This window comes from Micromonospora sp. NPDC049836 (assembly GCF_044465125.1).
Taxonomy (GTDB): Bacteria; Actinomycetota; Actinomycetes; order Mycobacteriales; family Micromonosporaceae; genus Micromonospora.
The window spans coordinates 183,250-205,580 of record NZ_JBITLH010000008.1; the positions used below are offsets into that span (position 1 = coordinate 183,250).

Annotated in this window: 14 protein-coding genes; 10 read left to right on the forward strand and 4 right to left on the reverse strand. The window is 73.3% G+C overall.

What is annotated here, in order from left to right:
- Positions 1-85: 85 nt before the first annotated feature.
- The 3 genes from ACIBPB_RS22200 to mce all read right to left on the reverse strand — a co-directional run bounded on the left by ACIBPB_RS22200 (position 86) and on the right by mce (position 3,795).
- Positions 86-1,339 carry a DivIVA domain-containing protein gene (locus ACIBPB_RS22200; protein WP_396841407.1) on the reverse strand — a complete coding sequence of 418 codons (1,254 nt, stop codon included), beginning with the start codon at positions 1,337-1,339 and terminating at the stop codon, positions 86-88.
- Between the two features lie 276 nt (positions 1,340-1,615).
- Positions 1,616-2,971, reverse strand: coding sequence for a crotonyl-CoA carboxylase/reductase (ccrA, locus tag ACIBPB_RS22205; RefSeq protein ID WP_396841548.1), 1,356 nt, complete (start codon positions 2,969-2,971; stop codon positions 1,616-1,618).
- A 359-nt stretch (positions 2,972-3,330) separates the two neighbouring features.
- Complete coding sequence (mce, locus tag ACIBPB_RS22210; protein ID WP_396841408.1) at positions 3,331-3,795, reverse strand: methylmalonyl-CoA epimerase; 465 nt, start codon at positions 3,793-3,795, stop codon at positions 3,331-3,333.
- 410 nt (positions 3,796-4,205) lie between these two features.
- Here mce and ACIBPB_RS22215 point away from each other — a divergent pair, with 410 nt between their 5' ends.
- The 9 genes from ACIBPB_RS22215 to ACIBPB_RS22255 all read left to right on the forward strand — a co-directional run bounded on the left by ACIBPB_RS22215 (position 4,206) and on the right by ACIBPB_RS22255 (position 14,971).
- Complete coding sequence (locus ACIBPB_RS22215) at positions 4,206-4,538, forward strand: hypothetical protein (protein WP_396841409.1); 333 nt, start codon at positions 4,206-4,208, stop codon at positions 4,536-4,538.
- Between the two features lie 204 nt (positions 4,539-4,742).
- The gene (locus tag ACIBPB_RS22220; protein ID WP_396841410.1) at positions 4,743-5,063 is read left to right on the forward strand and encodes a hypothetical protein; all 321 of its coding nucleotides are present in this window, start codon (positions 4,743-4,745) and stop codon (positions 5,061-5,063) included.
- Positions 5,064-5,366: 303 nt separating this feature from the next.
- Positions 5,367-6,560: an acetyl-CoA C-acetyltransferase gene (locus ACIBPB_RS22225; protein WP_396841411.1), complete on the forward strand. Its 1,194-nt coding sequence runs from the start codon at positions 5,367-5,369 to the stop codon at positions 6,558-6,560.
- 130 nt (positions 6,561-6,690) lie between these two features.
- Positions 6,691-7,626, forward strand: coding sequence for a methylmalonyl Co-A mutase-associated GTPase MeaB (gene meaB / locus ACIBPB_RS22230; protein WP_396841549.1), 936 nt, complete (start codon positions 6,691-6,693; stop codon positions 7,624-7,626).
- A gap of 113 nt (positions 7,627-7,739) precedes the next feature.
- Positions 7,740-10,073 carry an endo-1,4-beta-xylanase gene (locus ACIBPB_RS22235; protein ID WP_396841412.1) on the forward strand — a complete coding sequence of 778 codons (2,334 nt, stop codon included), beginning with the start codon at positions 7,740-7,742 and terminating at the stop codon, positions 10,071-10,073.
- A 179-nt stretch (positions 10,074-10,252) separates the two neighbouring features.
- A complete protein-coding gene (locus ACIBPB_RS22240; RefSeq protein ID WP_396841413.1) occupies positions 10,253-10,666 on the forward strand; it encodes an Asp23/Gls24 family envelope stress response protein in 414 nt (137 codons plus the stop codon).
- A gap of 96 nt (positions 10,667-10,762) precedes the next feature.
- The gene (locus ACIBPB_RS22245; protein ID WP_396841414.1) at positions 10,763-12,451 is read left to right on the forward strand and encodes a methylmalonyl-CoA mutase; all 1,689 of its coding nucleotides are present in this window, start codon (positions 10,763-10,765) and stop codon (positions 12,449-12,451) included.
- 273 nt (positions 12,452-12,724) lie between these two features.
- A complete protein-coding gene (locus tag ACIBPB_RS22250; protein WP_396841415.1) occupies positions 12,725-13,645 on the forward strand; it encodes a tetratricopeptide repeat protein in 921 nt (306 codons plus the stop codon).
- A 66-nt stretch (positions 13,646-13,711) separates the two neighbouring features.
- Complete coding sequence (locus tag ACIBPB_RS22255; RefSeq protein WP_396841416.1) at positions 13,712-14,971, forward strand: arginase family protein; 1,260 nt, start codon at positions 13,712-13,714, stop codon at positions 14,969-14,971.
- A gap of 33 nt (positions 14,972-15,004) precedes the next feature.
- On the opposite strand, the gene ACIBPB_RS22260 is transcribed toward ACIBPB_RS22255, so the two are convergent.
- Positions 15,005-16,972: a penicillin-binding transpeptidase domain-containing protein gene (locus ACIBPB_RS22260; RefSeq protein WP_396841417.1), complete on the reverse strand. Its 1,968-nt coding sequence runs from the start codon at positions 16,970-16,972 to the stop codon at positions 15,005-15,007.
- Between the two features lie 285 nt (positions 16,973-17,257).
- Between ACIBPB_RS22260 and ACIBPB_RS22265 the strand changes: the two genes are divergently transcribed.
- Entirely contained in the window at positions 17,258-22,324 is a 5,067-nt protein-coding gene (locus ACIBPB_RS22265; protein WP_396841418.1) for an NAD-glutamate dehydrogenase, read from the forward strand.
- The last annotated feature ends 7 nt before the right edge of the window (positions 22,325-22,331 follow it).

Genomic DNA, 22,331 nt, shown 5'->3' on the forward strand with positions numbered 1-22,331 from the left:
GGGCGGGAAAGCATGACGGCGCGGGGCGCCACCGGTCACCCGGTGTCACCCCGCGCCGCGGTTCATGCCCCGATGCGGATGGTGCTCAGCTGGCCGACTCGGCCGTGACCTTCTTCTCGGAGCCCGCGTCCTTGGCCGCCTCCGGCTTGGCGCCGGCCGCCGGCACGCCCGGCACGATGCCGGCCAGGCCGGAGAGCATCTGGCCGAGCTGCGAGGTGACCGCGTCCTTCTGCCGGGTGAGGTCCTCGACCTCGCGGCGGGCCGCCTGCGTGGTCAGCTCCGCCTCGGTGCGGGCCTCGCTGAGCACCCGCTGCGCCTCGGCGCGCGCCTCGTTGAGCGTCTTGTCGGCCAGCGCCTTGGCCTTGTCGACGGTCTCGTTGGCGGTGCGCTCCGACTCGACCCGCCGGGCCTCGGCCCGCTGCTCGATCTCCTTGGCCCGCTCCTGGGCGGCCCGGGCCCGCTGCTCGGCCTCGCTGACCAGCTTCTGGGTCTGGGCGACCTGCGCGGCGTGCCGCTCCGACTCCTCGCGCTCCGCCTTCTCGCGCCGCTCGGCGAGCTGCAGCTCCAGCGCCTGGAGGTCCTTGTCGCGCTTGTCCCGCGCGTCGGTGAGCAGCTTGGTCGCCTCGGCCCGCTTCTCCTCGGCCTCCCGGGCGGCCTTCGCCCGCTGCTGGGTGATCTCCCGCTCGGCGGTGGCCCGCAGGGTGGCGACCTCGCGCTCGACGGTGGACTTCAGCTCGGCGACCTCGTGCGCGGTGACCGTACGCAGCTGCTTGGTCTCCCGGTCGGCGTCGGCGCGCAGGGTGTCGGCCTCGCGCCGGGCCTGCACCCGGACCTCGGCGGCCTCGCGCTCGGCAGCGGTGCGGACGTTGCCCGCCTCCCGCTCGGCGCTGGCCTTCATGGCGGCCGCCTCGGCGCGCGCCTTGTCGGTGATCTCCCGGGCCTCGAGGCGGGCGGCGGAGAGGATGCCCTCCGACTCGCGCTTGGCCTCGTTGCGGTGGTCGTTGGCCTGCTCCTCGGCCAGCCGGAGGATCTGCTCGACGCGGGTGCCCAGGCCGGAGAGGGTCGGCCGGCTGTTCTCCTCGAGCTGCTTGTTGGTCTCGGTGAGCTTCTGCTCCAGCGCGCTCTGGCGCTGCTCGGCCTGCCGGAGCCGGCGCTGGGCGTCGTTCATCCGCTGCTCGGCCTCGGCGCGGGCCTGCTCGGACTGGGTCAGGGCGGCGGTCAGCCGGCCGATGAAGTCGTCGACCTGCCCGGTGTTGTATCCACGCAGGCCAACGGTGAAATCGGGCTGTGAGTTCGCGTTATCGAAGAACGCAAGAGGGGAGGACTGCTGCTGGGGCATTGGGACATACTGGCAGACGCCCCAGGGTGCTCCGCAAGAGCGGTCCGCACCTTTCATGTCCTCATTACATGGTCAACTCGGGTGACCCGGTGGGACCGGACCAAACGGCGATCTTGGCAGGTCCCGGGCGGGTCGGGCGGCGGCCGAGGAGGGCCGGAAAAAGGGCCGCGGGTGGTCGCCCGCGGCCCTTTGTCGTACGGCAATCGAATGGTGTGCCCGGCGCTGGAAAGGCAAGCCCTCCTCCGCGCTTTGGTGCGGCCCGATCAGCCGAACGGGTCAGTGCCCGCGGAACCGGTTGATCGCCGTTTCGTGCCGGGCCCGCAGCGCGGTGTCGCGCACGCCCAGCCCGTCCGACGGCGCGAGGCAGCGCACCCCGACCTTGCCCTGGTGGGCGTTGCGGTGCACCTCGTACGCGGCCTGGCCGGTCTGCTCCAGCGGGTAGGTCTTCGACACGGTCGGGTGCACCTTGCCGAGCGCCACCAGCCGGTTGGCCTGCCAGGCCTCGTGGTAGTTGGCGAAGTGGCTGCCGACGATCCGCTTCAGGTGCATCCAGAGGTAGCGGTTGTCGTACTGGTGCAGGTAGCCGCTGGTGGAGGCGCAGGTGACGATGGTGCCGCCCTTCTTGGCGACGTAGACGCTGGCGCCGAAGGTCTCCCGGCCCGGGTGTTCGAAGACGATGTCCGGGTCCTCGCCGCCGGTCAGCTCGCGGATCCGCTCACCGAAGCGGCGCCACTCGTCCTGGTCCTGGGTCTGCTCGTCCTTCCAGAACCGGAAGCCCTCGGCGGTGCGGTCGATGACCAGTTCGGCGCCCATCTTCCGGCACAGCTCGGCCTTCTCCGGCGAGGAGACCACGCAGACCGGGATGGCGCCGCCGCCCAGCGCCATCTGGGTGGCGTACCCGCCGAGGCCGCCGGACGCGCCCCAGATCAGCACCACGTCGCCCTGCTTCATGTTCGCCCCGTGGTGCGAGACGAGCTGCCGGTACGCGGTGGAGTTGACCAGCCCGGGGCTGGCCGCCTCCTCCCAGCTCAGGTGGCGCGGCTTCGGCATCAGCTGGTTGGCCTTGACCACGGCCAGCTCGGCCAGGCCGCCGAAGTTGGTCTCGAAGCCCCAGATCCGTTGCTGCGGGTCGAGCATGGTGTCGTCGTGGCCGGCGGCGTCCTCCAGCTCCACCGACAGGCAGTGCGCGACCACCTCGTCGCCGGCCTTCCACTTGGTCACCCCCGGTCCGGTGCGCAGCACCACGCCGGCCGCGTCCGAGCCGACCACGTGGTACGGCAGGTCGTGCCGGCGGGTCAGCTCGGAGAGCCGGCCGTAGCGCTGGAGGAACTTGAAGGTGGGCAGCGGCTCGAAGATGCTGGTCCACACGGTGTTGTAGTTGATGGCGCTGGCCATCACGGCGACCAGCGCCTCGCCCGGGCCCAGCTCGGGGGTGGGCACCTCCTGGACGTGCAGCGCCTTGCGCGGGTCCTTGTCCCGGGTGGCCATGCCCTCGAACATCCGGGTGTCCTCGGCCCGCACCACCACACCCCGGTAGCTCTCCGGGACCGGCAGGCCGGCGAGGCCGGCGAGTTCCCGCTCCGGTTGCGCGGAGCCTTCCGCCGCCATGATCGCTTCAAGGATGTCCTGCACGGTGACCTCCCGTTCGTTGCGCACCCGCACCGGGCGGGCAGGGGTGCTGCCATCGTCGGCGCCGGTGCGACGGGACCGCCATGTCGGCAATCGACACATCCGGCACCGGTCGCACTCCTGTGCAGCCGGACGTTACTGAACGGTAGCTAGGGTCGGAAGTCCTGTGTGAAAAACTGCATCCACCGATGCGTGGAGGTGTCCGTGGGAACGCGCAACCGCGCACTGCCGCGCCTTGTCCCAGGGATCAGGACGGCTCCCGCCCGACCGGCGCCGGCCGGGCGGGAGCCGGTCCGGCCGGCTCAAACCGGGCGGGACCAGGTCCGGCCGGCTCAGGCCGGGCGGCGCCCGGTCCGGCCGGCTCAGGCTGGCTGGACGAGTTCGATCAGCACGCCGCCGGCGTCCTTCGGGTGCACGAAGTTCACCCGCGAGTCCGAGGTGCCCCGCCGCGGGGTCTCGTAGAGCAGCCGCACGCCGCGCTCGCGCAGCGCCGCGCAGGCCGCGTCGATGTCCGCCACGGTGTACGCGACCTGCTGGATCCCCGGACCGCGCCGGTCCAGGAACTTGCCGATCGTGGAGTCGGGCGACAGCGGCGCCAGCAGTTGCACCAGGCCGCCCTCGGCGTCCGGGCCGACCGCGAGCATGGCCTCGCGGACGCCCTGCTCCTCGTTCGTCTCGGTGTGCACGCAGCGCATGCCGAAGGTGCGCTGGTAGAAGTCGATCGCGGCGTCGAGGTCGGGCACGGCGATCCCGACATGGTCGATGCGGCGCAGGCCGATGTCGCTGACGTGGTCGGGAACGGATTCGACGGGGGAGTTCTCAGCCATGGCGCCAGTGTGACCGAACGATCGTTCGGGACGGTGACCCGGTCGGGCATCTCACTCCCCTGAACGGGTGACGCCCGGACGCCCGCGCCGGGCGGCTCGGTCGAACGGCCGACCCCGGCCGGGGCCGCCCGGACGACCTCGGCCGGACGCCCGAGCGTCGGGCCGCCCCGTGCCGTTCGTCCTGCTGGACGGGGGATGCCCCGCGACGCGGCGCGGGCGCACGATGCGAACCGGCACGTTCATCAGCACTGGTCGCCCCCGGCCGGCGCCGCGCGGGCCCGGCACGGGGGCCCGGATCGGACTCGGGAGGGCCTGGCCGTGGGTACGGCACCGAAGAAGCGCGGCAGCACACCGGACGTCACCCGCCGGTGGCGTGTCCCCGCCGGGCGGCGGGCCGCGGGGTGGTCGCGGTGACCCTGGAGCAGTGGGCGGCGGTCGGCGTGGTGTCGGGGTCCATCCTCAGCGCGCTGACCCTGGCCGTGGCGGTGAGCCGGCCGCTGCGCCGGCTGGCCCGGCAGAACGAGGAGTTCCGGCAGGACTGGTACGGGGCGCCCGCCCGACCGGGCCGGGAGGCCGTCCCGGGGGTGCCGGAGCGGCTGCGGCGGCTCGAGGTGGAGTTGCACCCGGACGGGCGCGGGACGTTGCGGGACGCGGTCAACGACGCGGAACGCCGGCTCAAGGGCGTGGAGAGCCGCCTCGACGAGCACCTTGGCGGGCGGCGTGGTCGGCCGGCGGGCGGCTGACCGGATGATCGGCGCGGCGGCCGGGCGCGCCCGATGGCCGGGGTGGCGGTCGCCCCACCGACCCGGGCGCGGACGAGCGGGTCCGCGCGCTGCGGTCGGGGCCCGAGTGTCCGGAGGCAATCCCGCCCATCGATCGTTCGGCATATGCGAACCCGGACGGCGGGAGGTTGATCTGCAACTTGCATCCGGAGAAGAGTACGGATGGTGAGTTCACTGTCACGCCCCGTTGCCGCCATCTGGATCCCGGTCCAGGTGGACCCCATCGAACCCCACCTGATGGCCTGCCTGGACCACGCCAGGCGATGCCGCTATGACCTGCTCGGGATCATCACCACGGCGCCGTGGGACGAGGTGCGGCAGATGATGCTCGACGGGAAGGTCGACGTGGTGGTGGTCGCGGAGTTCGACCATCTCCCGGCGGACCGGACCCCGCGGATCGAGGTGGCCGGCCGGCCGCCCCGGCCATCGGCCGCCTGCCCGAGGGGCCCGGTGCCGCCGCGCCGGGGCCGCCCGCGCCGGGCCTGAACCGCGGCGAGGCCGGGCCCCGGACGCCCGGGGCGCGCCGACCCGGGCCCGGTCGGACCGGGTCGGCCGTCGGGCGGCGGGGCCCGGGCGGACGAGCGGTGCGCCGAGCGGTCGGGCCCGGGCGGGCGGGCCGTACGCTGGGCGGCGCGGCCGGCCTGGTGCGGCGAACGTCCCATCGACGGTCGTAACCTGGAGCGGTGGTGAACGTGCGCGGGGTCACCGTGCTGCCGCTGGCGCCGGCAGATAAGGTGCGTCCTAACAATCGTTAAGGCGGACAGGTCGGCACCCCCTCGGAGGCAGGCAATGGCTTCGGTGATCGTCAGCGGCGCGCGGACCCCGATGGGGCGCCTGCTGGGCAACCTCAAGGACCTCCCGGCGACCAGGCTGGGCGGCATCGCGATCAAGGCCGCGCTGGAGCGCGCTGGCGTCGCCCCCGACCAGGTGCAGTACGTGATCATGGGGCAGGTGCTCCAGGCCGGCGCCGGCCAGATCCCGGCCCGGCAGGCCGCGGTCGAGGCGGGCATCCCGATGTCCACCCCGGCGCTGACCATCAACAAGGTCTGCCTCTCCGGCCTGGACGCGATCGCCCTGGCCGACCAGCTCATCCGGGCCGGCGAGTTCGACATCGTGGTGGCCGGCGGCATGGAGTCGATGACCAACGCCCCGCACCTGCTGCTGGGCCAGCGCTCCGGCTACAAGTACGGCGACGTCACGATCAAGGACCACATGGCCCTCGACGGCCTCACCGACGCCTGGGACTGCTGCTCGATGGGCGAGTCGACCGAGCGGCACGGGGCCCGGCACGGCATCACCCGCGCCGAGCAGGACGAGTTCGCCGCCGCGAGCCACCAGCGCGCGGCCGCCGCGCAGAAGAACGGCCACTTCGCCGACGAGATCACTCCGGTGATCATCCCGCAGCGCAAGGGCGACCCGCTGGTGATCAGCGAGGACGAGGGCATCCGGCCGGACACCACCGCCGAGTCGCTGGGCAAGCTCCGTCCGGCGTTCACCAAGGACGGGACCATCACCGCCGGCAGTTCCTCGCCGATCTCCGACGGCGCCGCCGCGGTGGTCGTGATGAGCATGGCCAAGGCCAAGGAGCTGGGGCTCACCTGGCTGGCCGAGATCGGCGCGCACGGCAACGTGGCGGGCCCGGACAACTCGCTGCACTCGCAGCCGTCCAACGCCATCAACCACGCCCTGAAGAAGGCCGGCCTGGCCGTCTCCGACCTCGACCTCATCGAGATCAACGAGGCGTTCGCCGCGGTCGGCATCCAGTCCACCCGGGACCTGGGGGTCAACCCGGACAAGGTCAACGTCAACGGCGGCGCCATCGCGCTCGGCCACCCGATCGGGATGTCCGGCGCCCGGCTGGTGCTCAGCCTGGCGATGGAGCTCAAGCGGCGGGGCGGCGGCACCGGCGCGGCCGCGCTCTGCGGCGGCGGCGGGCAGGGCGACGCCCTGATCATCCACGTGCCGACCGGGGGCGAGAGCTGACCGTGCGGGTGAGCGCGAGGAGCGAGCCGGGTCTGCGAGCCCCGCAGTCGCGAACGAAGGTGGCGCAGTGACCGTCGAGAACGCCCCGGCGGCGGCCACCGGCCCGGTGCGCCGCAGCCGGGACGTACCGATGCTGGTGCAGCGGGCCCGCGCGGGCGACCCCCGCGCGGTGGCCCGGCTGATCACTCTGGTCGAGTCCGGTGACGAGGTGCTGCCGCAGGTGGCGGCGGCCCTCGCGCCGTACGCCGGGCAGGCCCAGGTGGTCGGCCTGACCGGTTCGCCGGGGGTGGGCAAGTCGACCACCACCAACGAGCTGGTGCGGGCGCTGCGGGCCCGTGGCCACCGGGTCGGGGTGCTGGCCATCGACCCGTCCAGCCCGTTCACCGGCGGGGCGATCCTCGGCGACCGGGTCCGGATGCAGGACCATGCCACCGACCCCGGCGTCTACATCCGGTCCATGTCCAGCCGCGGCCACCTCGGCGGGCTCTCCGCGGCCACGCCACAGGCGGTCCGGGTGCTGGAGGGCGCCGGCTGCGACGTGGTGCTGGTGGAGACCGTCGGGGTCGGGCAGGCCGAGGTCGAGGTGGCCTCGCTGGCCGACACCACGCTGGTGCTGCTCGCCCCCGGCATGGGTGACGCGATCCAGGCGGTCAAGGCCGGCATCCTGGAGATCGCCGACGTCTTCGTGGTCAACAAGGCCGACCGGGACGGCGCCGACGCCACCGTGCGCGACATCCAGGGGATGATCGCGCTGGGCGAGCGCGGGCCGGGGGAGTGGCGACCGCAGGTGGTCCGGTCGATCGCCGCGCGCGGTGAGGGGATCGACGACATCGCCGCCGCGATCGACAAGCACCGCGGCTGGCTGGAGCAGCACGGTGAGCTGCGCCGCCGCCGGGAGGCGCGGGCCGCCGCCGAGATCGAGGCGATCGCGCTGGGCGTGCTGCGGGCCCGGATCGGCTCGCTGCGCGACGGTACGCAGCTGCCGACGCTCGCCGCCAAGGTGGCCGAGGGCGCCATCGACCCGTACGCCGCGGCGGACGAGCTGCTGGCGCAACTCGGTAGCTGAGCCCGCCGCCCGACGTGCCCCGTTCTGTCCGGTGGGGCGGCAGCCGGACAGGGCGCTTCCTACGCTGCTGACGCCCCGCCGGCGGAGCGGGGCGTCAGCGGGGGAGCAGTGGGATGCGGTGGTGGATGGCGGCGCTCGTGGTGGGCGCGCAGCTCGTCGTCGGCACGTTGGTCGGCCCGGACGCGGCGGCCGCGGCGGAGGTGACGACGCTGCGGGAGGCCGCCGCCGCGCGGGGCGTCCAGGTGGGCTCGGCCGTCTCCGCGAGCGCCCTCGAAACGGACCCGGCCTACCGCGACCGGGTGGCCGCCGAGTTCACCACCGTGACGACGGAGAACGAGTTCAAGTGGTCGGTCCTGGAACCGGTCCGGGGCCGGTACGACTTCAGCCGGGCGGACCGGATCGTCGACTTCGCCGCCGCGCACGGTCAGGCCGTCCGGGGCCACACGCTGGTCTGGCACTCCGCCCTGCCGGAGTGGCTGACGACCGGCACGTTCTCCCAGGCGGAGCTGCGTGACATCCTCAGGAACCACGTGCAGACGGTGGTGTCCCGCTACCGCGGCCGGGTCGCGGTCTGGGACGTGGTCAACGAGCCGCTCGCCGAGGACGGGACGCCGCGTGACGGCTTCTGGCTGAGCCGCCTCGGGCCCGGATACCTCGCCGACGCGTTCCACTGGGCGCGCGCCGTCGACCCGGCGGCCCAGCTCTACCTCAACGAGTACAGCACCGAGACGAACGCGGCGAAGGCGCGCGGTCTCTACGACCTGGTGCGGGACCTGCGGGCGCGCGGGGTGCCGGTCGACGGGGTGGGCTTCCAGACCCACAAGCTGCTGACCTCCCGACTGTCCGCCCTCGGTGACGTGCTGCGCCGCTTCGCCGACCTCGGCCTCGACGTGGCCGTCACCGAGCTGGACGTGCGGGTGCCGGTGCCGGCGGACGCCACGGAGCTGGCGCAGCAGGCCGAGGTGTACGCCTGGGCGGCGCAGGCTTGCCTGGCCGTGCCCCGGTGCCGGTCGATCACCACCTGGGGCTTCACCGACGCCCGGTCGTGGATCCCCGCCCAGTACCCGGGATGGGGCGCGGCCACCCTGCTCGACGAGTCCCTGGGCGCCAAGCCCGCGTACCGTCGCCTGCTCGCCGTACTGCGGGACTGGCAGCGCCCCGGCACCGGGCCGGTCGCGTGGTGGCGGCTCGACGACTGGGGCGGCACCACGGCCAGCGACGCCTCGGGCTCGGGCCACTCGGCCGCGGTGTCCGGCACCACGCTGGGCTGGTACGAACGGCAGCCGACCACGTTCGCCCTGCGGGGCGACGGCGCCGGCACCGGGGCGGTCACCGCGGGGCCGGTGGTCGACACCGCGCGGTCCTACACGGTCTCCGCGTGGGTGTCGCTGACCAGCAAGACCGCGCGACGGGTGGTGGCGAGCCAGGACGGCACGGCCCGGAGCGCCTTCACCCTCTCCTACGAGCCGTCGACGGACCGCTGGGTGTTCGCCGTGCCGCTGGCCGACTCGGCGCAGGCCGGCGTGCGGACCGTCTCGTCCACCAGCGTGCCGGCCGTCAACCGGTGGACGCAGCTGACCGCCGTCTGGAACGCGGGGTGGGGCCGGATGCAGCTCTACGTCGACGGCGTGCTGGAGATGACCGGGCCGCCGAGCGGCCAGCCGCCGGCGACCGGGTGGACGGGCCGGGGTCCGTTCCGGCTCGGGCGCTCGTCGGCCGGGGAGGCGTTCGCCGGGGGGATCAGCGACGTACGGGTCTTCGCCCGGGTGGTGGACGCGGCCGAGGCGGCGGCCCTCGCCGACGCGGCCGTCGGCCGCTGGACCTTCGACGGGCACACCGGGGACGAGTCGTGGTTCAGCCGGGACGGGTTCCCCCGGCCGGAGCAGGTGGGCTTCACCGCCGACCGGGCCGGGCGACCGGCCCGCGCGCTCCTGCTCACCGGCACCGAGGTGATCGACGTACGCGGTGGCATGACGCTGTGGACGGACCGGTCCTACACGGTCGCCGCCTGGGTGCGGCTGACCGACGCCAACCGCGACGGCCGCCCGGACGGCGCCGGCGACCAGGTGGTCGCCAGCCAGGACGGCCGGGAGCGGGGGACCTTCCAACTCCAGTACGAGTCCGACAACGGCCGGTGGGCGTACAAGGTCCCGGTGACCGACGCGGGGCCGACCGGCTGGCCGACGGTGGAGTCGCTCGCTCCGGCGGTGGCCGGCCGGTGGACGCACCTCGCGGCGGTCTGGAACGCCGGCTGGGGACGCTTCCAGCTGTACGTGGACGGCGTGCTGCAAGGCACCAGCGCCACCACCACCTCACCCCCGGCGACGGGCGGGCTGCACGTCGGCGTGTCGATGACCGGTGGCCGCCTCACCGGCGCCCTGGACGACGTCCAGGTCCACCAACGCGCCCTCCAACCCGCCGAAATCACCGCCCTAGCCACCCCCTAACCCACCCCACCCCCCCCACCTCGTCGATCATGGACTTGTGGTGCCTGGCGAAGGCCGCACAGCGGACATCCGCGGCACCGCGCCTCCACGATCGACGGTCGGGGGGTGTGGGTGGGGGTGGGGGCTTGTAGGCTGCCGGGGTCGGGGCGGGTGTCGGTGTCGGTGCGGTGGGGGAGAACGTGGACCACGAGGCTACGCAGGAGCTGTCGACGCGGCCGGACGCGACCGCGGGCGGTACGACGCACATCTCTGACGAGGTGGTGGAGAAGATCGCGGTGGCCGCCGCCAAGGCGGTGCCCGGGGTGGCCGAGCTGGGCGGCGACGTGGCCCGGTTCTTCAACGCGGTGCTGGACCGGGTCGGGCTGGACCAGGTCGGCGACGCCCGGCGCGGCTGCTCGGCGCACGTCACGAACGGGGCTGCGGTGATCAACCTGGTCATCGTGATCGACGGCGGCCGGCCGGTGCCCGAGGTGACCGACGCGGTCCGCTCGGCGGTGACCTCGGCGGTCGAGGCGTACGGGCTGCGGGTCGACGAGATCAACATCCGGGTCGACGACGTGGCTCTCGGTGGTCCGGCGGTGCCGTCGAGCTGAGTCAGGTTACCGGCCGGTACGCACATACTTAGCGATCGTTCAGGCCTCCGTTCTACACTCGGTCTTCAGTCGAGGACTCGAGGAGGAGCCCCGCGCATGAACGCCGACGAGATCGCCGCCGGACGGGCACGCTGGCAGGCCCGCTACGACGCCGCGCGCAAGCGGGACGCGGACTTCACCACGCTCTCGGGGATGACCGTGGACCCGGTGTACGGGCCGCCGGAGGGCGTGCCGTACCCGGGCTTCGAGCGGATCGGCTGGCCGGGCGAGTTCCCGTACACCCGGGGCCTCTACCCGACCGGCTACCGCGGGCGGACCTGGACGATCCGGCAGTTCGCCGGGTTCGGCAACGCCCAGCAGACCAACGAGCGCTACAAGATGATCCTCGGCGCCGGTGGCGGCGGGCTCTCCGTCGCCTTCGACATGCCGACCCTGATGGGGCGCGACTCCGACGACCCGCAGTCGCTCGGCGAGGTCGGCCACTGCGGCGTGGCCATCGACTCGGCCGCCGACATGGAGGTGCTCTTCGACGGCATCGACCTGGCCGGCGTCACCACGAGCATGACCATCTCCGGCCCGGCCGTGCCGGTCTTCTGCATGTACCTGGTCGCCGCCGAGCGGCAGGGCGCCGACCTGTCCCGGCTGGACGGCACGCTCCAGACGGACATCTTCAAGGAGTACATCGCGCAGAAGGAGTGGCTCTTCGACCCCGAGCCGCACCTGCGCCTGATCGGCGACCTGATGGAGTACTGCGCCCGGGAGATCCCGAAGTACAAGCCGCTCTCGGTCTCCGGCTACCACATCCGGGAGGCCGGGGCGACCGCCGCGCAGGAGTTGGCGTACACCCTCGCCGACGGGTTCGGCTACGTCGAGCTGGGCCTGAGCCGAGGCATGGACGTCAACGTCTTCGCCCCCGGCCTGAGCTTCTTCTTCGACTCGCACGTCGACTTCTTCGAGGAGATCGCGAAGTTCCGCGCGGCCCGCCGGATCTGGGCCCGCTGGCTGCGCGACGTCTACGGCGCCACCAGCGAGAAGGCGCTCTGGCTGAAGTTCCACACCCAGACCGCCGGGGTGTCGCTGACCGCCCAGCAGCCGGTCAACAACGTCGTGCGTACGGCCGTGGAGGCGCTCGCCGCGGTGCTCGGCGGCACCAACTCGCTGCACACCAACGCCCTCGACGAGACCCTCGCGCTGCCCACCGACGAGTCCGCCGAGATCGCCCTGCGGACCCAGCAGGTGCTGATGGAGGAGACCGGGGTGGTCAACGTCGCCGACCCGCTCGGCGGCTCCTGGTACGTCGAGGCGCTCACCGACCGGATCGAGGCCGAGGCGGAGGAGATCTTCGCCCGGATCCGCCAGCTCGGCGGCGAGGGCCCGCACCAGATCGGGCCGATGACCTCGGGCATCCTGCGCGGCATCGAGGACGGCTGGTTCACCGGCCACATCGCCGAGTCGGCCTTCGTCTACCAGCAGGCGCTGGAGAAGGGCGACAAGCGGATCGTCGGGGTCAACTGCCACACCGGCACGGTCGCCAAGGAGCTGGAGATCCTGCGCATCTCGCACGAGGTGGAGCTGGAGCAGCGCCGGGTCCTCGCCGAGCGCAAGACCGCCCGCGACGACGCCGCCGTGAAGGCCGCCGTGGCCCGGATGGTCGAGGTCGCCCGGACCGGCGAGAACATGATCCCGGCCATGCTGGACGCCGTCCGCGCCGAGGCCACCCTCGGCGAGATCTGCGACGCGCTCCGCGCCGAGTGGGGCGTCTACCGCGAGCCCGCCCGCTTCTGACCCGACCCGCCCGCTTCTGACCCGACCCGCCCGGCCCCGCCCCGACCTCGCACCGCCGGCCCCGCCGCGATCCCGCACCGCCGGGCCCGCCCGATCCCGCACCGCCGGCCCTCCCGGTGCGGCCGCCGCCGCGCTCGCCCGGGTGGGGCCGGGCCGGATCGCGCCCGGCGGGGCGGGCGGCCGGGCAGGGGTGGCGTGAGCAGCGTGAGAGTTGCAACTGTCGCCGTCGCGGTTGATCTGAGTTCAGCGGGACACGTGCGAGACTAGATAACCATGAGCGACCCACGGATCACCTCGTCGATCTTCACCCGCGGCGCGGTCGACCTCAGCGCGCTGCGCAGCACGGCACCGGCCGACACCCGCCCCGCCACACCGGCCCAGTCCGGCCCGCCGACAGGTCTGCCGGGCAGCCCCGTCGGTGGCTCGGCCGCCGTGATCGACGTGACCGAGGCGAACATCCAGACCGAGGTGCTGGAACGCTCGCTCACCACCCCCGTCGTGGTCTTCTTCGGCGCCGCGGGCTACCCGGAGAGCGACGAGTTCGCCCCGGTGCTGGAGCGGCTGGCGGCGGAGGGCGGCGGCGCCTGGCTGCTGGCCCGGGTCGACGTCCAGCAGCACCCCCGCATCGCCCAGATGTTCCAGCTCCAGGCGGTACCGACCGTCTACGCGATCGTCGGCGGCCGGCCCGTCGACGCCTTCCCCGGCGTCATCCCCGAGTCCCAGCTGCGGCAGTGGATCCAGGCCGTGCTCAAGGCCGGCGGCGTCAGCGTCGCCGAACCGGAGGACCCGCGGCTGGTCGAGGCCGACGACGCCCTGATGACCGGCGACCTGGACGCCGCCGAGGCGGCGTACAAGAAGATCCTGGCGGAGAGCCCGGCGGACGTCGCGGCCGAGGCCGGCCTGGCCCAGGTCGGGGTGGCCCGGCGGGTGGCCGGCGCCGACCCGCGGGCCGCGCTGGCCGCCGCCGAGCAGGCCCCCGACGACGTCGAGGCCCAGCTCCTCGCCGCCGACATCGAGGTGCTCAGCGGGCTGGCCGAGCAGGCCTACCGGCGCCTGGTGGACCTGGTCCGCCGGACCGCCGGCGACGACCGGGAGAAGACCCGGCAGCACCTGGTCTCGCTCTTCACCATCGCCGGTCCCGAGGACCCCGCCGTGGCCTCGGCCCGCCGGGCCCTGGCCAGCGCACTGTTCTGAGTTCGCAGCACGCCAGCGCGGGCCGGCGTACCGGCCGGCCCGCCCGACCATCGAGGACGGGAGCCCATGATGCGCCGGATCGCCGTCCTCGACGCGCCGACCAACCTGGGGCTGCGCCCGCCCACGTCCACCTCCGCCCCCGGCTGCGGCAAGGCGCCCGGCGCGCTGCGCGACCACGGCCTGCTCGCCCGGCTGCGGGCCCGCGACGCCGGTTGCCTCACCCCGCCCCGGTACGACCCGGGCGACTGGCGCCCCGGCGACGGCGTCTGCCACGCCCCCGAGATCTCGAACTACTCGGTGGCGCTGGCCGACCGGATCGGCGCGATCATCGACCGGGGTGAGTTCCCGCTGGTGCTCGGCGGTGACTGCTCGGTGCTGCTCGGCTCGGCGCTGGCCATGCACCGGCTCGGCGAGGCCGTCGGCGGGCGGATCGGCCTGGTCTTCGTCGACGGCCACTCGGACTTCCGGCACCCCGGCAACGCCTCGTATGTGGGCGCGGCGGCGGGGGAGGACCTGGCCCTGGTCACCGGCCGGGGGCAGGCCGACCTGGCCGCCATCGAGGGGCGGCGCCCCTACTTCCGGGACATCGACGTGGTGGTGCTCGGCATCCGGGCGCAGGACGAGTACCGGCTCGACCTGCAGGCCGCCGGGATCACCACCCGGCCGGTGCCCGCGCTGCGCGCCGAGGGGGCGGCCCGGACCGCCCAGTGGGCGCATGAGCAGCTGGCCGACTGCGCCGGCTACTGGGTGCACATCGACGTGGACGTGCTCGACCCGGCGGTGATGCCGGCGGTGGACGCGCCGGACCCGGGCGGGATCGCCTTCGCCGAGCTGGAGATCCTGCTCGCCGGGTTAGTGGATACCCCGCACTGCCTCGGCGTCGAGCTGACCGTCTTCGACCCCGACTACGACCCGGACGGCTCGTACGCCGCCGAGATCGTCAACACCGTGGTGGCCGGGCTCGCCCCGGTCTCCTCGCCGAGCGCGGTGCCGCCGCGGCTGCTGCCGCCCGGCCCGGTCGCGCCCGCGCCCCGGCCGGGCAACGGTCGGGCCGCCGAGCGGACCGTGCTGCCGGCCCCGGCGGCCGTCCCGGCACCCGCGGTGGCCGTGGAGCCGATCGGCCCCGCCTTGACCCCCGACGACGAGCACGAGGACGACCCGCGGCGGGCCGCCGGCGCGGCGGACGGCCCGGACGGGGCGGCACCGGCCGGTCCGCCCCCGTCGACCGGTCCGGGTCGGCTGCGCCGGGTCCCCGTGCCGGACGACGACCCGCCGGCCGAACCGGGCGAGGCCGGCCCGGCCGGGACCGGGCTCGACATCGCCTGACCCGCCCGGCGGCACGCCGTCCGGGTGGGTGGGTCAGCGGGCGGCCAGGCCACGCAGGAAGCGCTCGGCGATCGGGACGGCGCTGGCCGTGCTCGACCCGCCCTGCTCGACGAAGACGGCGAAGGCCACGTCGCCCTGCCAGCCGACGAACCAGGCGTGGGTGTGCGCCGGGTTGTTGTCGTACTCGGCGGTGCCGGTCTTGCCGTACACCGGCTGGCCCGGGACGTCCTTGAGGGCGCTGGCGGTGCCGCTGGTGACCACCGCGCGCATCATCGTCTTCAGCGCGGCCACGGAGTCGGCCTTCAGCGCCGCGCCGGCCGGGGCCGGCTTCGTCGGCGCGGGGTCGAGCAGCAGCTTCGGCTGCTCCCAGTGGCCGCGGGCGACCGCCGCGGTGGCGCCGGCCATGGCGAGCGGGCTGACCACCGTGGTGCCCTGGCCGATCGCGGCGGCGGCCTGCTCGGTCGGCGAACCGTTGGCCGAGACCTTGCCGGTGAAGACGTCGACGCCGAGGTCCCACTCGCTCTCCAGGCCGAGGGCACGCCCGGCCTGGGCCAGCCCGTCCGGGCCGAGTTTCGGCGCCAGGGCGGTGAACGCGGTGTTGCAGGACTTCGCGAAGTCGGTGCGGAACGGCACGTCACCGAGCGCGAAGTTGTCGGAGTTCTTGAACGACCGGCCGTCGACCTCGAACGTCTTCGGGCAACGCACCGTCGTCTCGGGCGTCACCGCGCCCCGGTCGAGCAGGGCGAGCGCACTGACCATCTTGAACGTCGAGCCGGGCGGCACCTGAGCGGTGAAGGCCAGGTTCTCCCCGGCCGGGCCGGGGCCGTTCGCGGCGGCCAGCACCGCGCCGTCGCTGACCCGGACGGCCACCAGCGCGGAGCGCCGGGCCTCACCGCGCAGCGCCGCGTCGGCGGCGTTCTGGGTTGCCAGGTCGAGGGTGGTCTTCACCGGCTGGCCGGGCTTCGGCTCGCTGTGGAAGAGTTCCGCGCCGGTGGTGACGCCGGGCTCGTCGGGCTTGGACCGTTGGCTGAGCACGGTCAGCCCCGGCGCGCCGCGCAGCCGGTCGTCGTACCGGGCCTGGAGGCCGCCGTGGCCGACCAGGTCGCCGGCGACGTACCGGTCGGGGTGCGCCTTGAGGTCGTCGGCCTGGGCCGGGTCGACCGTGCCGAGCAGCGCCCGGGCGAACTCCCGGGTCGGGGCGAGGTCGAGCTTGTCGGCCTGGAACTTGGTGCCGGGCAGGTCGTAGATGCGGGGCTTGATCTGCCGGTACGCCTCGTCGCGCAGGGTCACCACCTCGACGAGCGCGCCCGGCTCGGCCTCGGCGAGACGCTTGGGCAGATCGGTCAGGTCGACCGCCGGGACGAGCGCGGGACGGATCGCCTTGAACGCGGCGTCGAGCTGCCGGGACAGCGCCTTGACGTCCTTGACCTGGTTGGGTTGCACGCCCACCCGGACCACCGGCCGGGGCGCCACGAGCGGGGTGCCGGCGTTGTCGAGGACGCCGGCCCGGGTGGCCCGGTCGCGACGCAGCGCGAGCCGGTCGCCGTCCTCCAGCTGCTCCTGGACGACCTTCGGCTCCCAGATCACCTGCCACTGGTCGTCGTCGCCGTGCTTGAGGCGTACCCGGGTCTCGTAGGCCCAGCGGGTCCCGCCCGGCAGCGGCCAGCTGACCTGCACCCGGGCGGTGGCCACGTCGGCGGTGATCGGGATGTCGCCGGTCCGCTTCAGCTCCGGCGGGGTGGCGGCCAGCTCGCCGGAGAGCGCCTTGATCTGCTTGCTGACCTCGGCGGCCGGGACCCGGCCGCCGGTCGGCTCGACGAAGCCCACCGCCTGGAGATCGCCGGAGCGCCAGCCCTTCAGGAAGGCGTCGACGCTCCGCTCCGGCCCGTCCTCGCCCGAGCAGCCGGCGAGCCCGCCGGCCGCCAGCGCCGCCGCGGTCACCGCCGCGAGAACCGGTCGGCGAGGGGAGAGAAGGCGGTGGACGGGGTACGACAGGAGCATGAAGCGGTCCCTCCGGGATGAAGTTCCCCCGCACGCTAGTACGGCCGGCCGTCGCCCACCGTCCCGCACGGCCTTGGCGAGGGGAAAGACCCCGCTGGCACCGTGTGATGAACATCGCCAGTACGGGTACTCCGCGACCGGCCGACCACGCACCCGCAACAGGTGAATGGACAGAGTCCCGATCCGGACGTCCGGCCAGTGGTCCGCCGACGAAGGGGCAGAGCGGCAGGCCTAGGCTGGACGGCGAGTGACCCACAACGCGGTGGGTCGAGGGGAGTGGCACCGATGGACCGGCGTCCGGCGATCAAACCGGGACCCGACCTCCGGCAGGCTGACACCAGCCGGGACGATGACAGCTTCGATTCGGCGACCGACGGGGATGGTTTCAGCCGTCTCGACACGGGAGTGACCGGGATGACCGGTTCCAGCATCGACACCCTCTACGACCTGGGCCTGCCCGCGCCGGCCCTCGGCGACGAGGCCGACGACGCCGAGCTGGACGAGCCGGTACCCAACGCGGAGCGCCTGGTGGCGCAGGCCGTGGCGCTGGCCGGGGACGACCACGACGCGGCGACGCTGGTCGGCCGCTTCTGGCGGTTCGCGCCGGACGAGGAGCTGATCGGCTTCACCGCCGAGGAGATGCTCACCGCCGCCCGCGCGCACCGGGACCTGGCCCAGCAGCGCGTACCGGGCGAGCTGAAGCTGCGCATCCACGAGCCGGACGCCGACCAGCACCACACTGTCATCGAGATCGTCACCGACGACATGCCGTTCCTGGTCGACTCGGTGACCGCCCTGCTGAACTCGCACCACCTGGACGTGCACCTGCTGGTGCACCCGCTGGTGGTGGTCCGCCGGGAGCCGCTGGGCCGGCTCACCGAGGTCTCCGCGGACGTGGAGCCGGACGACGCGATCGCCGGTGACCTGGTCGAGAGCTGGATGCGAATCGAGATCGACCCGGTCCGTGACCCGGCCGACCGGGAGCGGCTGCGCCGGGAGCTGCAGCGGGTGCTCACCGACGTGCGGGAGGCCGTCGAGGACTGGCCGAAGATGCGCCAGCGGGCCCTCGCCCTCGCCGACGAGCTGGCCTCGGCCCGTACCTCGGACAACCGCCCGCCGGTGCCGGAGAAGGACATCACCGACTCCGTGGAGCTGCTGCGCTGGCTGGCGCACGACCACTTCACCTTCCTCGGCTACCGGGAATACCGGCTGGTCGACACCGAGGGCGCCGGCGGCGGCCAGGCCCTGGAGGCCGTCCTCGGCACCGGGCTGGGCATCCTGCGGTCCGACTCGCCGGAGGCCCGGTCGCTGAACTCGATGACGCCCGAGGCGCACGAGAAGGTGCTGGAGAAACGCCTGCTGATCATCACGAAGGCGAACTCCCGGGCCACCGTGCACCGCTCGGCCTACCTCGACTACATCGGCTTCAAGATCTTCAACGAGGCCGGCGACGTGGTCGGGGAGCGGCGTTTTCTGGGCCTGTTCTCCACGGCCGCCTACCGGACCAGCGTGCAGGAGCTGCCGGTGGTCCGCCGCAAGGTCGCCGAGGTGCTGGACCGCTCGGGCCTGAGCCTGCGCAGCCACTCCGGCAAGGACCTGCTGCAGATCCTGGAGACCTACCCGCGCGACGAGCTGTTCCAGATCAAGACCGACGACCTCTACCACGCGGTGATCGGCGTGCTGCGCATGGCCGGCCGCCGCCAGCTGCGGGTCTTCCTGCGCCGGGACGCGTACGGGCGGTTCATCTCCTGCCTGATCTACCTGCCCCGGGACCGGTTCACCACCCAGAACCGGCTGCGCATGCAGGACATCCTGCTGCGCGAGCTGAACGGCGTCGGGGTGGACTACACCACCCGGGTCACCGAGTCGATGCTCGCCCGGGTGCACTTCATCGTCCGGACCGACCCGAGCAACCCGCCCGGGCAGATCGACGCCGACCTGCTCGCCGAGGAACTGGCCGACGCCACCCGGCTCTGGGACGACGACTACCGGCTGGTGCTCGAGCGCAAGCTCGGCGACGAGCAGGCCAAGCACCTGTTCAGCCGGTACGCCGACGCGTTCCCGGAGGGCTACAAGGACGGGCACACGCCGTACGAGGCGATGAAGGACCTGGCCAAGCTGGAGCTGCTGGAGGAGCCCGGCCAGCTGGAGATGCACCTGTTCCGCAAGCAGGTCGCTCCGCGCGCCGCCGGGGTCGGCCGGGACGGCGAGGCCGACGAGGCCATGGACGTGCGGTTCAAGGTCTACCGGTACGGCGAGCCGATGATGCTCTCCGCGGTGCTGCCGGTGCTGCACTCGCTCGGCGTGAAGGTGGTCGACGAGCACCCGTACGAGGTGGAACGCGTCGACGGCCGGATCTGGCTCTACGACTTCGGCCTGCAACTGCCCGAGGCGCACCAGGAACTGGCCGAGGTGCGCCCGCACGTGGAGAACGCCTTCGCCGCCGCCTGGCGGGGCGAGGCCGAGGTGGACGGCTTCAACGAGCTGGTGCTCCGGGGCGGGCTCACCTGGCGGCAGGTGGTGGTGCTCCGGGCGTACGCGAAGTATCTGCGGCAGGCGGGCACCGTCTTCTCCCAGGAGTACATGGAGCAGACGTTCATCGCGTACCCGAAGATCGCCTCGCTGCTGGTGGAGCTCTTCGAGACCCGGTTCCGCCCGGGGGCGACCACGATGGACGAGCGGCGGCAGCGCAGCGGCGAGCTGGTCGGTGCGATCGGCGCGGCGCTGGATGACGTGGCCAGCCTCGACCAGGACCGGATCCTGCGGGCGTACCTGACGTTGATCCAGGCCACCCTGCGCACCAGCTTCTACCAGAAGCCGGTCGGCGGGCGGCCCAAGTCGTACGTGGCGTTCAAGCTGGACCCGCAGGCGATCCCGGACCTGCCGGCGCCGCGGCCGAAGTTCGAGATCTTCGTCTACTCGCCCCGGTTCGAGGGCGTGCACCTGCGGTTCGGGCCGGTGGCCCGGGGCGGCCTCCGCTGGTCGGACCGGCGGGAGGACTTCCGCACCGAGGTGCTCGGCCTGGTCAAGGCGCAGATGGTGAAGAACGCCGTGATCGTGCCGGTGGGTGCCAAGGGCGGCTTCGTGCTCAAGCAGAAGCCGGGCGACCGGGACGAGGCGGTGGCCTGCTACAAGGAGTTCGTCGGCGCGCTGCTCGACGTCACCGACAACATCCTCAGCGGTGAGATCGTGCCGCCCGACGACGTGGTCCGGCACGACGCGGACGACCCGTACCTGGTGGTGGCCGCGGACAAGGGCACCGCCACCTTCTCCGACATCGCCAACGAGATCTCCGAGGCGCACAACTTCTGGTTGGGCGACGCGTTCGCCTCCGGCGGCTCGGCCGGCTACGACCACAAGAAGATGGGCATCACCGCCCGGGGCGCCTGGGAGTCGGTGAAGCGGCACTTCCGGGAGCTGGGGCACGACACCCAGACCCAGGACTTCACCGTGGTCGGCGTCGGCGACATGTCCGGCGACGTGTTCGGCAACGGGATGCTGCTGTCGAAGCACATCCGGCTGGTGGCCGCCTTCGACCACCGGCACATCTTCCTGGATCCGGACCCGGACGCGGCGACCTCGTGGGACGAGCGGAAGCGGCTGTTCGACCTGCCCCGCTCCTCCTGGGAGGACTACAACCCGGAGCTGATCTCGGCCGGCGGCGGGATCCACCCCCGTACCGCCAAGTCGGTGCCGATCACGCCGCAGGTGCGCGCGGTGCTCGGCCTCGACGACGACGTCAGCCAGCTCAGCCCGCAGGAGCTGATGAAGGCCATCCTCACCGCGCCGGTGGACCTGTTCTGGAACGGCGGCATCGGCACCTACGTGAAGGCGTCGACGCAGACCAACGCCGAGGTCGGCGACAAGTCCAACGACGCCATCCGGGTGGACGGCAAGAGCCTGCGCTGCCGGGTGGTCGGCGAGGGCGGCAACCTGGGCTTCACCCAGCACGGCCGAATCGAGTACGCCTCGGGCGGCGGCCGGATCTACACCGACTTCATCGACAACGCGGCCGGGGTGGACTGCTCCGACCACGAGGTGAACATCAAGATCCTGCTCAACACGGCGGTCGCCGACGACGAGCTGGGCCGGCCGGAGCGCGACGAGCTGCTGGCCCAGATGACCGACGAGGTCGCGGAGCTGGTGCTGCGGGACAACTACGACCAGGCCCGGGCGCTGAACAACGCCGAGGCCCAGGCCGCCTCGCTGCTCCCGGTGCACCGCCGGATGATCAACGAGCTGGAGCGGTCGGGGGCGCTGGACCGGGCCCTGGAGGCGCTGCCGCCGGACGACGAGCTGGCGGTACGGACCGAGAACGGCCTGACCGCGCCGGAGTTCGCGGTGCTGCTGGCGTACGTGAAGATCGTGCTGGAGCGGGAGATCGTCAGCGAAGGGCTGGCCGACGAGGAGTGGACGACCGACATCCTGGTCAACTACTTCCCGACCCCGCTGCGCGAGCGCTTCGCCGACCGGATGGGCCGGCACCGGCTGCGCCGGGACATCGTCACCACCGTGCTGGTCAACGAGGCGATCAACCGGGGCGGCATCTCGTTCGTCTTCCGGGTCGTCGAGGAGACGGCCGCCTCCGCCGCGGACGTGCTGCGGGCGTACGTGGTGGTCCGCGAGGTGTTCGGGCTGCGCGAGCTGTGGGACGCGGTCGAGGCGCTGGACAACCAGGTCTCGCCCGAGTTGCAGACCAGCGTCTACCTGGACACCCGCCGGCTGCTCGACCGGGCGGTGCGCTGGCTGGTCACCAACCGGCGCTCGCCGCTGGACGTGCCGGCCGAGATCGCCCGGCTGCGGGACGGGGTGGCCCGGCTCCTGCCGGACCTGGAGCACCTCTTCTACGGCACCGAGCGGGAGGCGATCGCCGCCCACATCGACTCGCTGACCGGCAAGGGGCTGCCCCGCGAGCTGGCCGAGCAGGCGACCCGGCTGATGTACAGCTTCGGGCTGCTGGACGTGGTGGAGACCGCCCGGTCGACCAACCGGGAGGTGAGTGAGGTGGCCTCGGTCTACTTCGTCCTCTCCGACCGGTTCCGGGTGGACTCGCTGCTGTCGAAGATCTCGCTGCTGCCGCGGGAGGACCGCTGGCAGACCCTGGCCCGGATGGCGTTGCGCTACGACCTGTACGCCGCGCTGGCCGCGCTCACCGCCGAGGTCCTCGGCTCCACCCCGGACAGCCTGCCGCCGGTCGACCGGGTGCAGGAGTGGGAGCAGGCGAACGCCACCTCGATCCACCGGGCGCACCGGGCGATGGGGGAGTTCGACGAGTCCCGCGCCGACCTGTCCGCCCTGTCGGTGCTGCTGCGGCAGATCCGTACCCTGGTGCGGACGTCGGCGGCGGCCTGAGCGACAC

Excerpts from the sequence above, each read along its gene's own strand:
- ACIBPB_RS22200 (WP_396841407.1), bottom strand. The coding sequence starts at position 1,339 with ATGCCCCAGCAGCAGTCCTCCCCTCTTGCGTTCTTCGATAACGCGAAC.
- mce (WP_396841408.1), bottom strand. The coding sequence starts at position 3,795 with ATGGCTGAGAACTCCCCCGTCGAATCCGTTCCCGACCACGTCAGCGAC.
- ACIBPB_RS22225 (WP_396841411.1), top strand. The coding sequence starts at position 5,367 with ATGGCTTCGGTGATCGTCAGCGGCGCGCGGACCCCGATGGGGCGCCTG.
- meaB (WP_396841549.1), top strand. The coding sequence starts at position 6,691 with ATGCTGGTGCAGCGGGCCCGCGCGGGCGACCCCCGCGCGGTGGCCCGG.
- ACIBPB_RS22235 (WP_396841412.1), top strand. The coding sequence starts at position 7,740 with ATGCGGTGGTGGATGGCGGCGCTCGTGGTGGGCGCGCAGCTCGTCGTC.
- ACIBPB_RS22245 (WP_396841414.1), top strand. The coding sequence starts at position 10,763 with ATGAACGCCGACGAGATCGCCGCCGGACGGGCACGCTGGCAGGCCCGC.
- ACIBPB_RS22250 (WP_396841415.1), top strand. The coding sequence starts at position 12,725 with ATGAGCGACCCACGGATCACCTCGTCGATCTTCACCCGCGGCGCGGTC.
- ACIBPB_RS22255 (WP_396841416.1), top strand. The coding sequence starts at position 13,712 with ATGATGCGCCGGATCGCCGTCCTCGACGCGCCGACCAACCTGGGGCTG.
- ACIBPB_RS22260 (WP_396841417.1), bottom strand. The coding sequence starts at position 16,972 with ATGCTCCTGTCGTACCCCGTCCACCGCCTTCTCTCCCCTCGCCGACCG.
- ACIBPB_RS22265 (WP_396841418.1), top strand. The coding sequence starts at position 17,258 with ATGGACCGGCGTCCGGCGATCAAACCGGGACCCGACCTCCGGCAGGCT.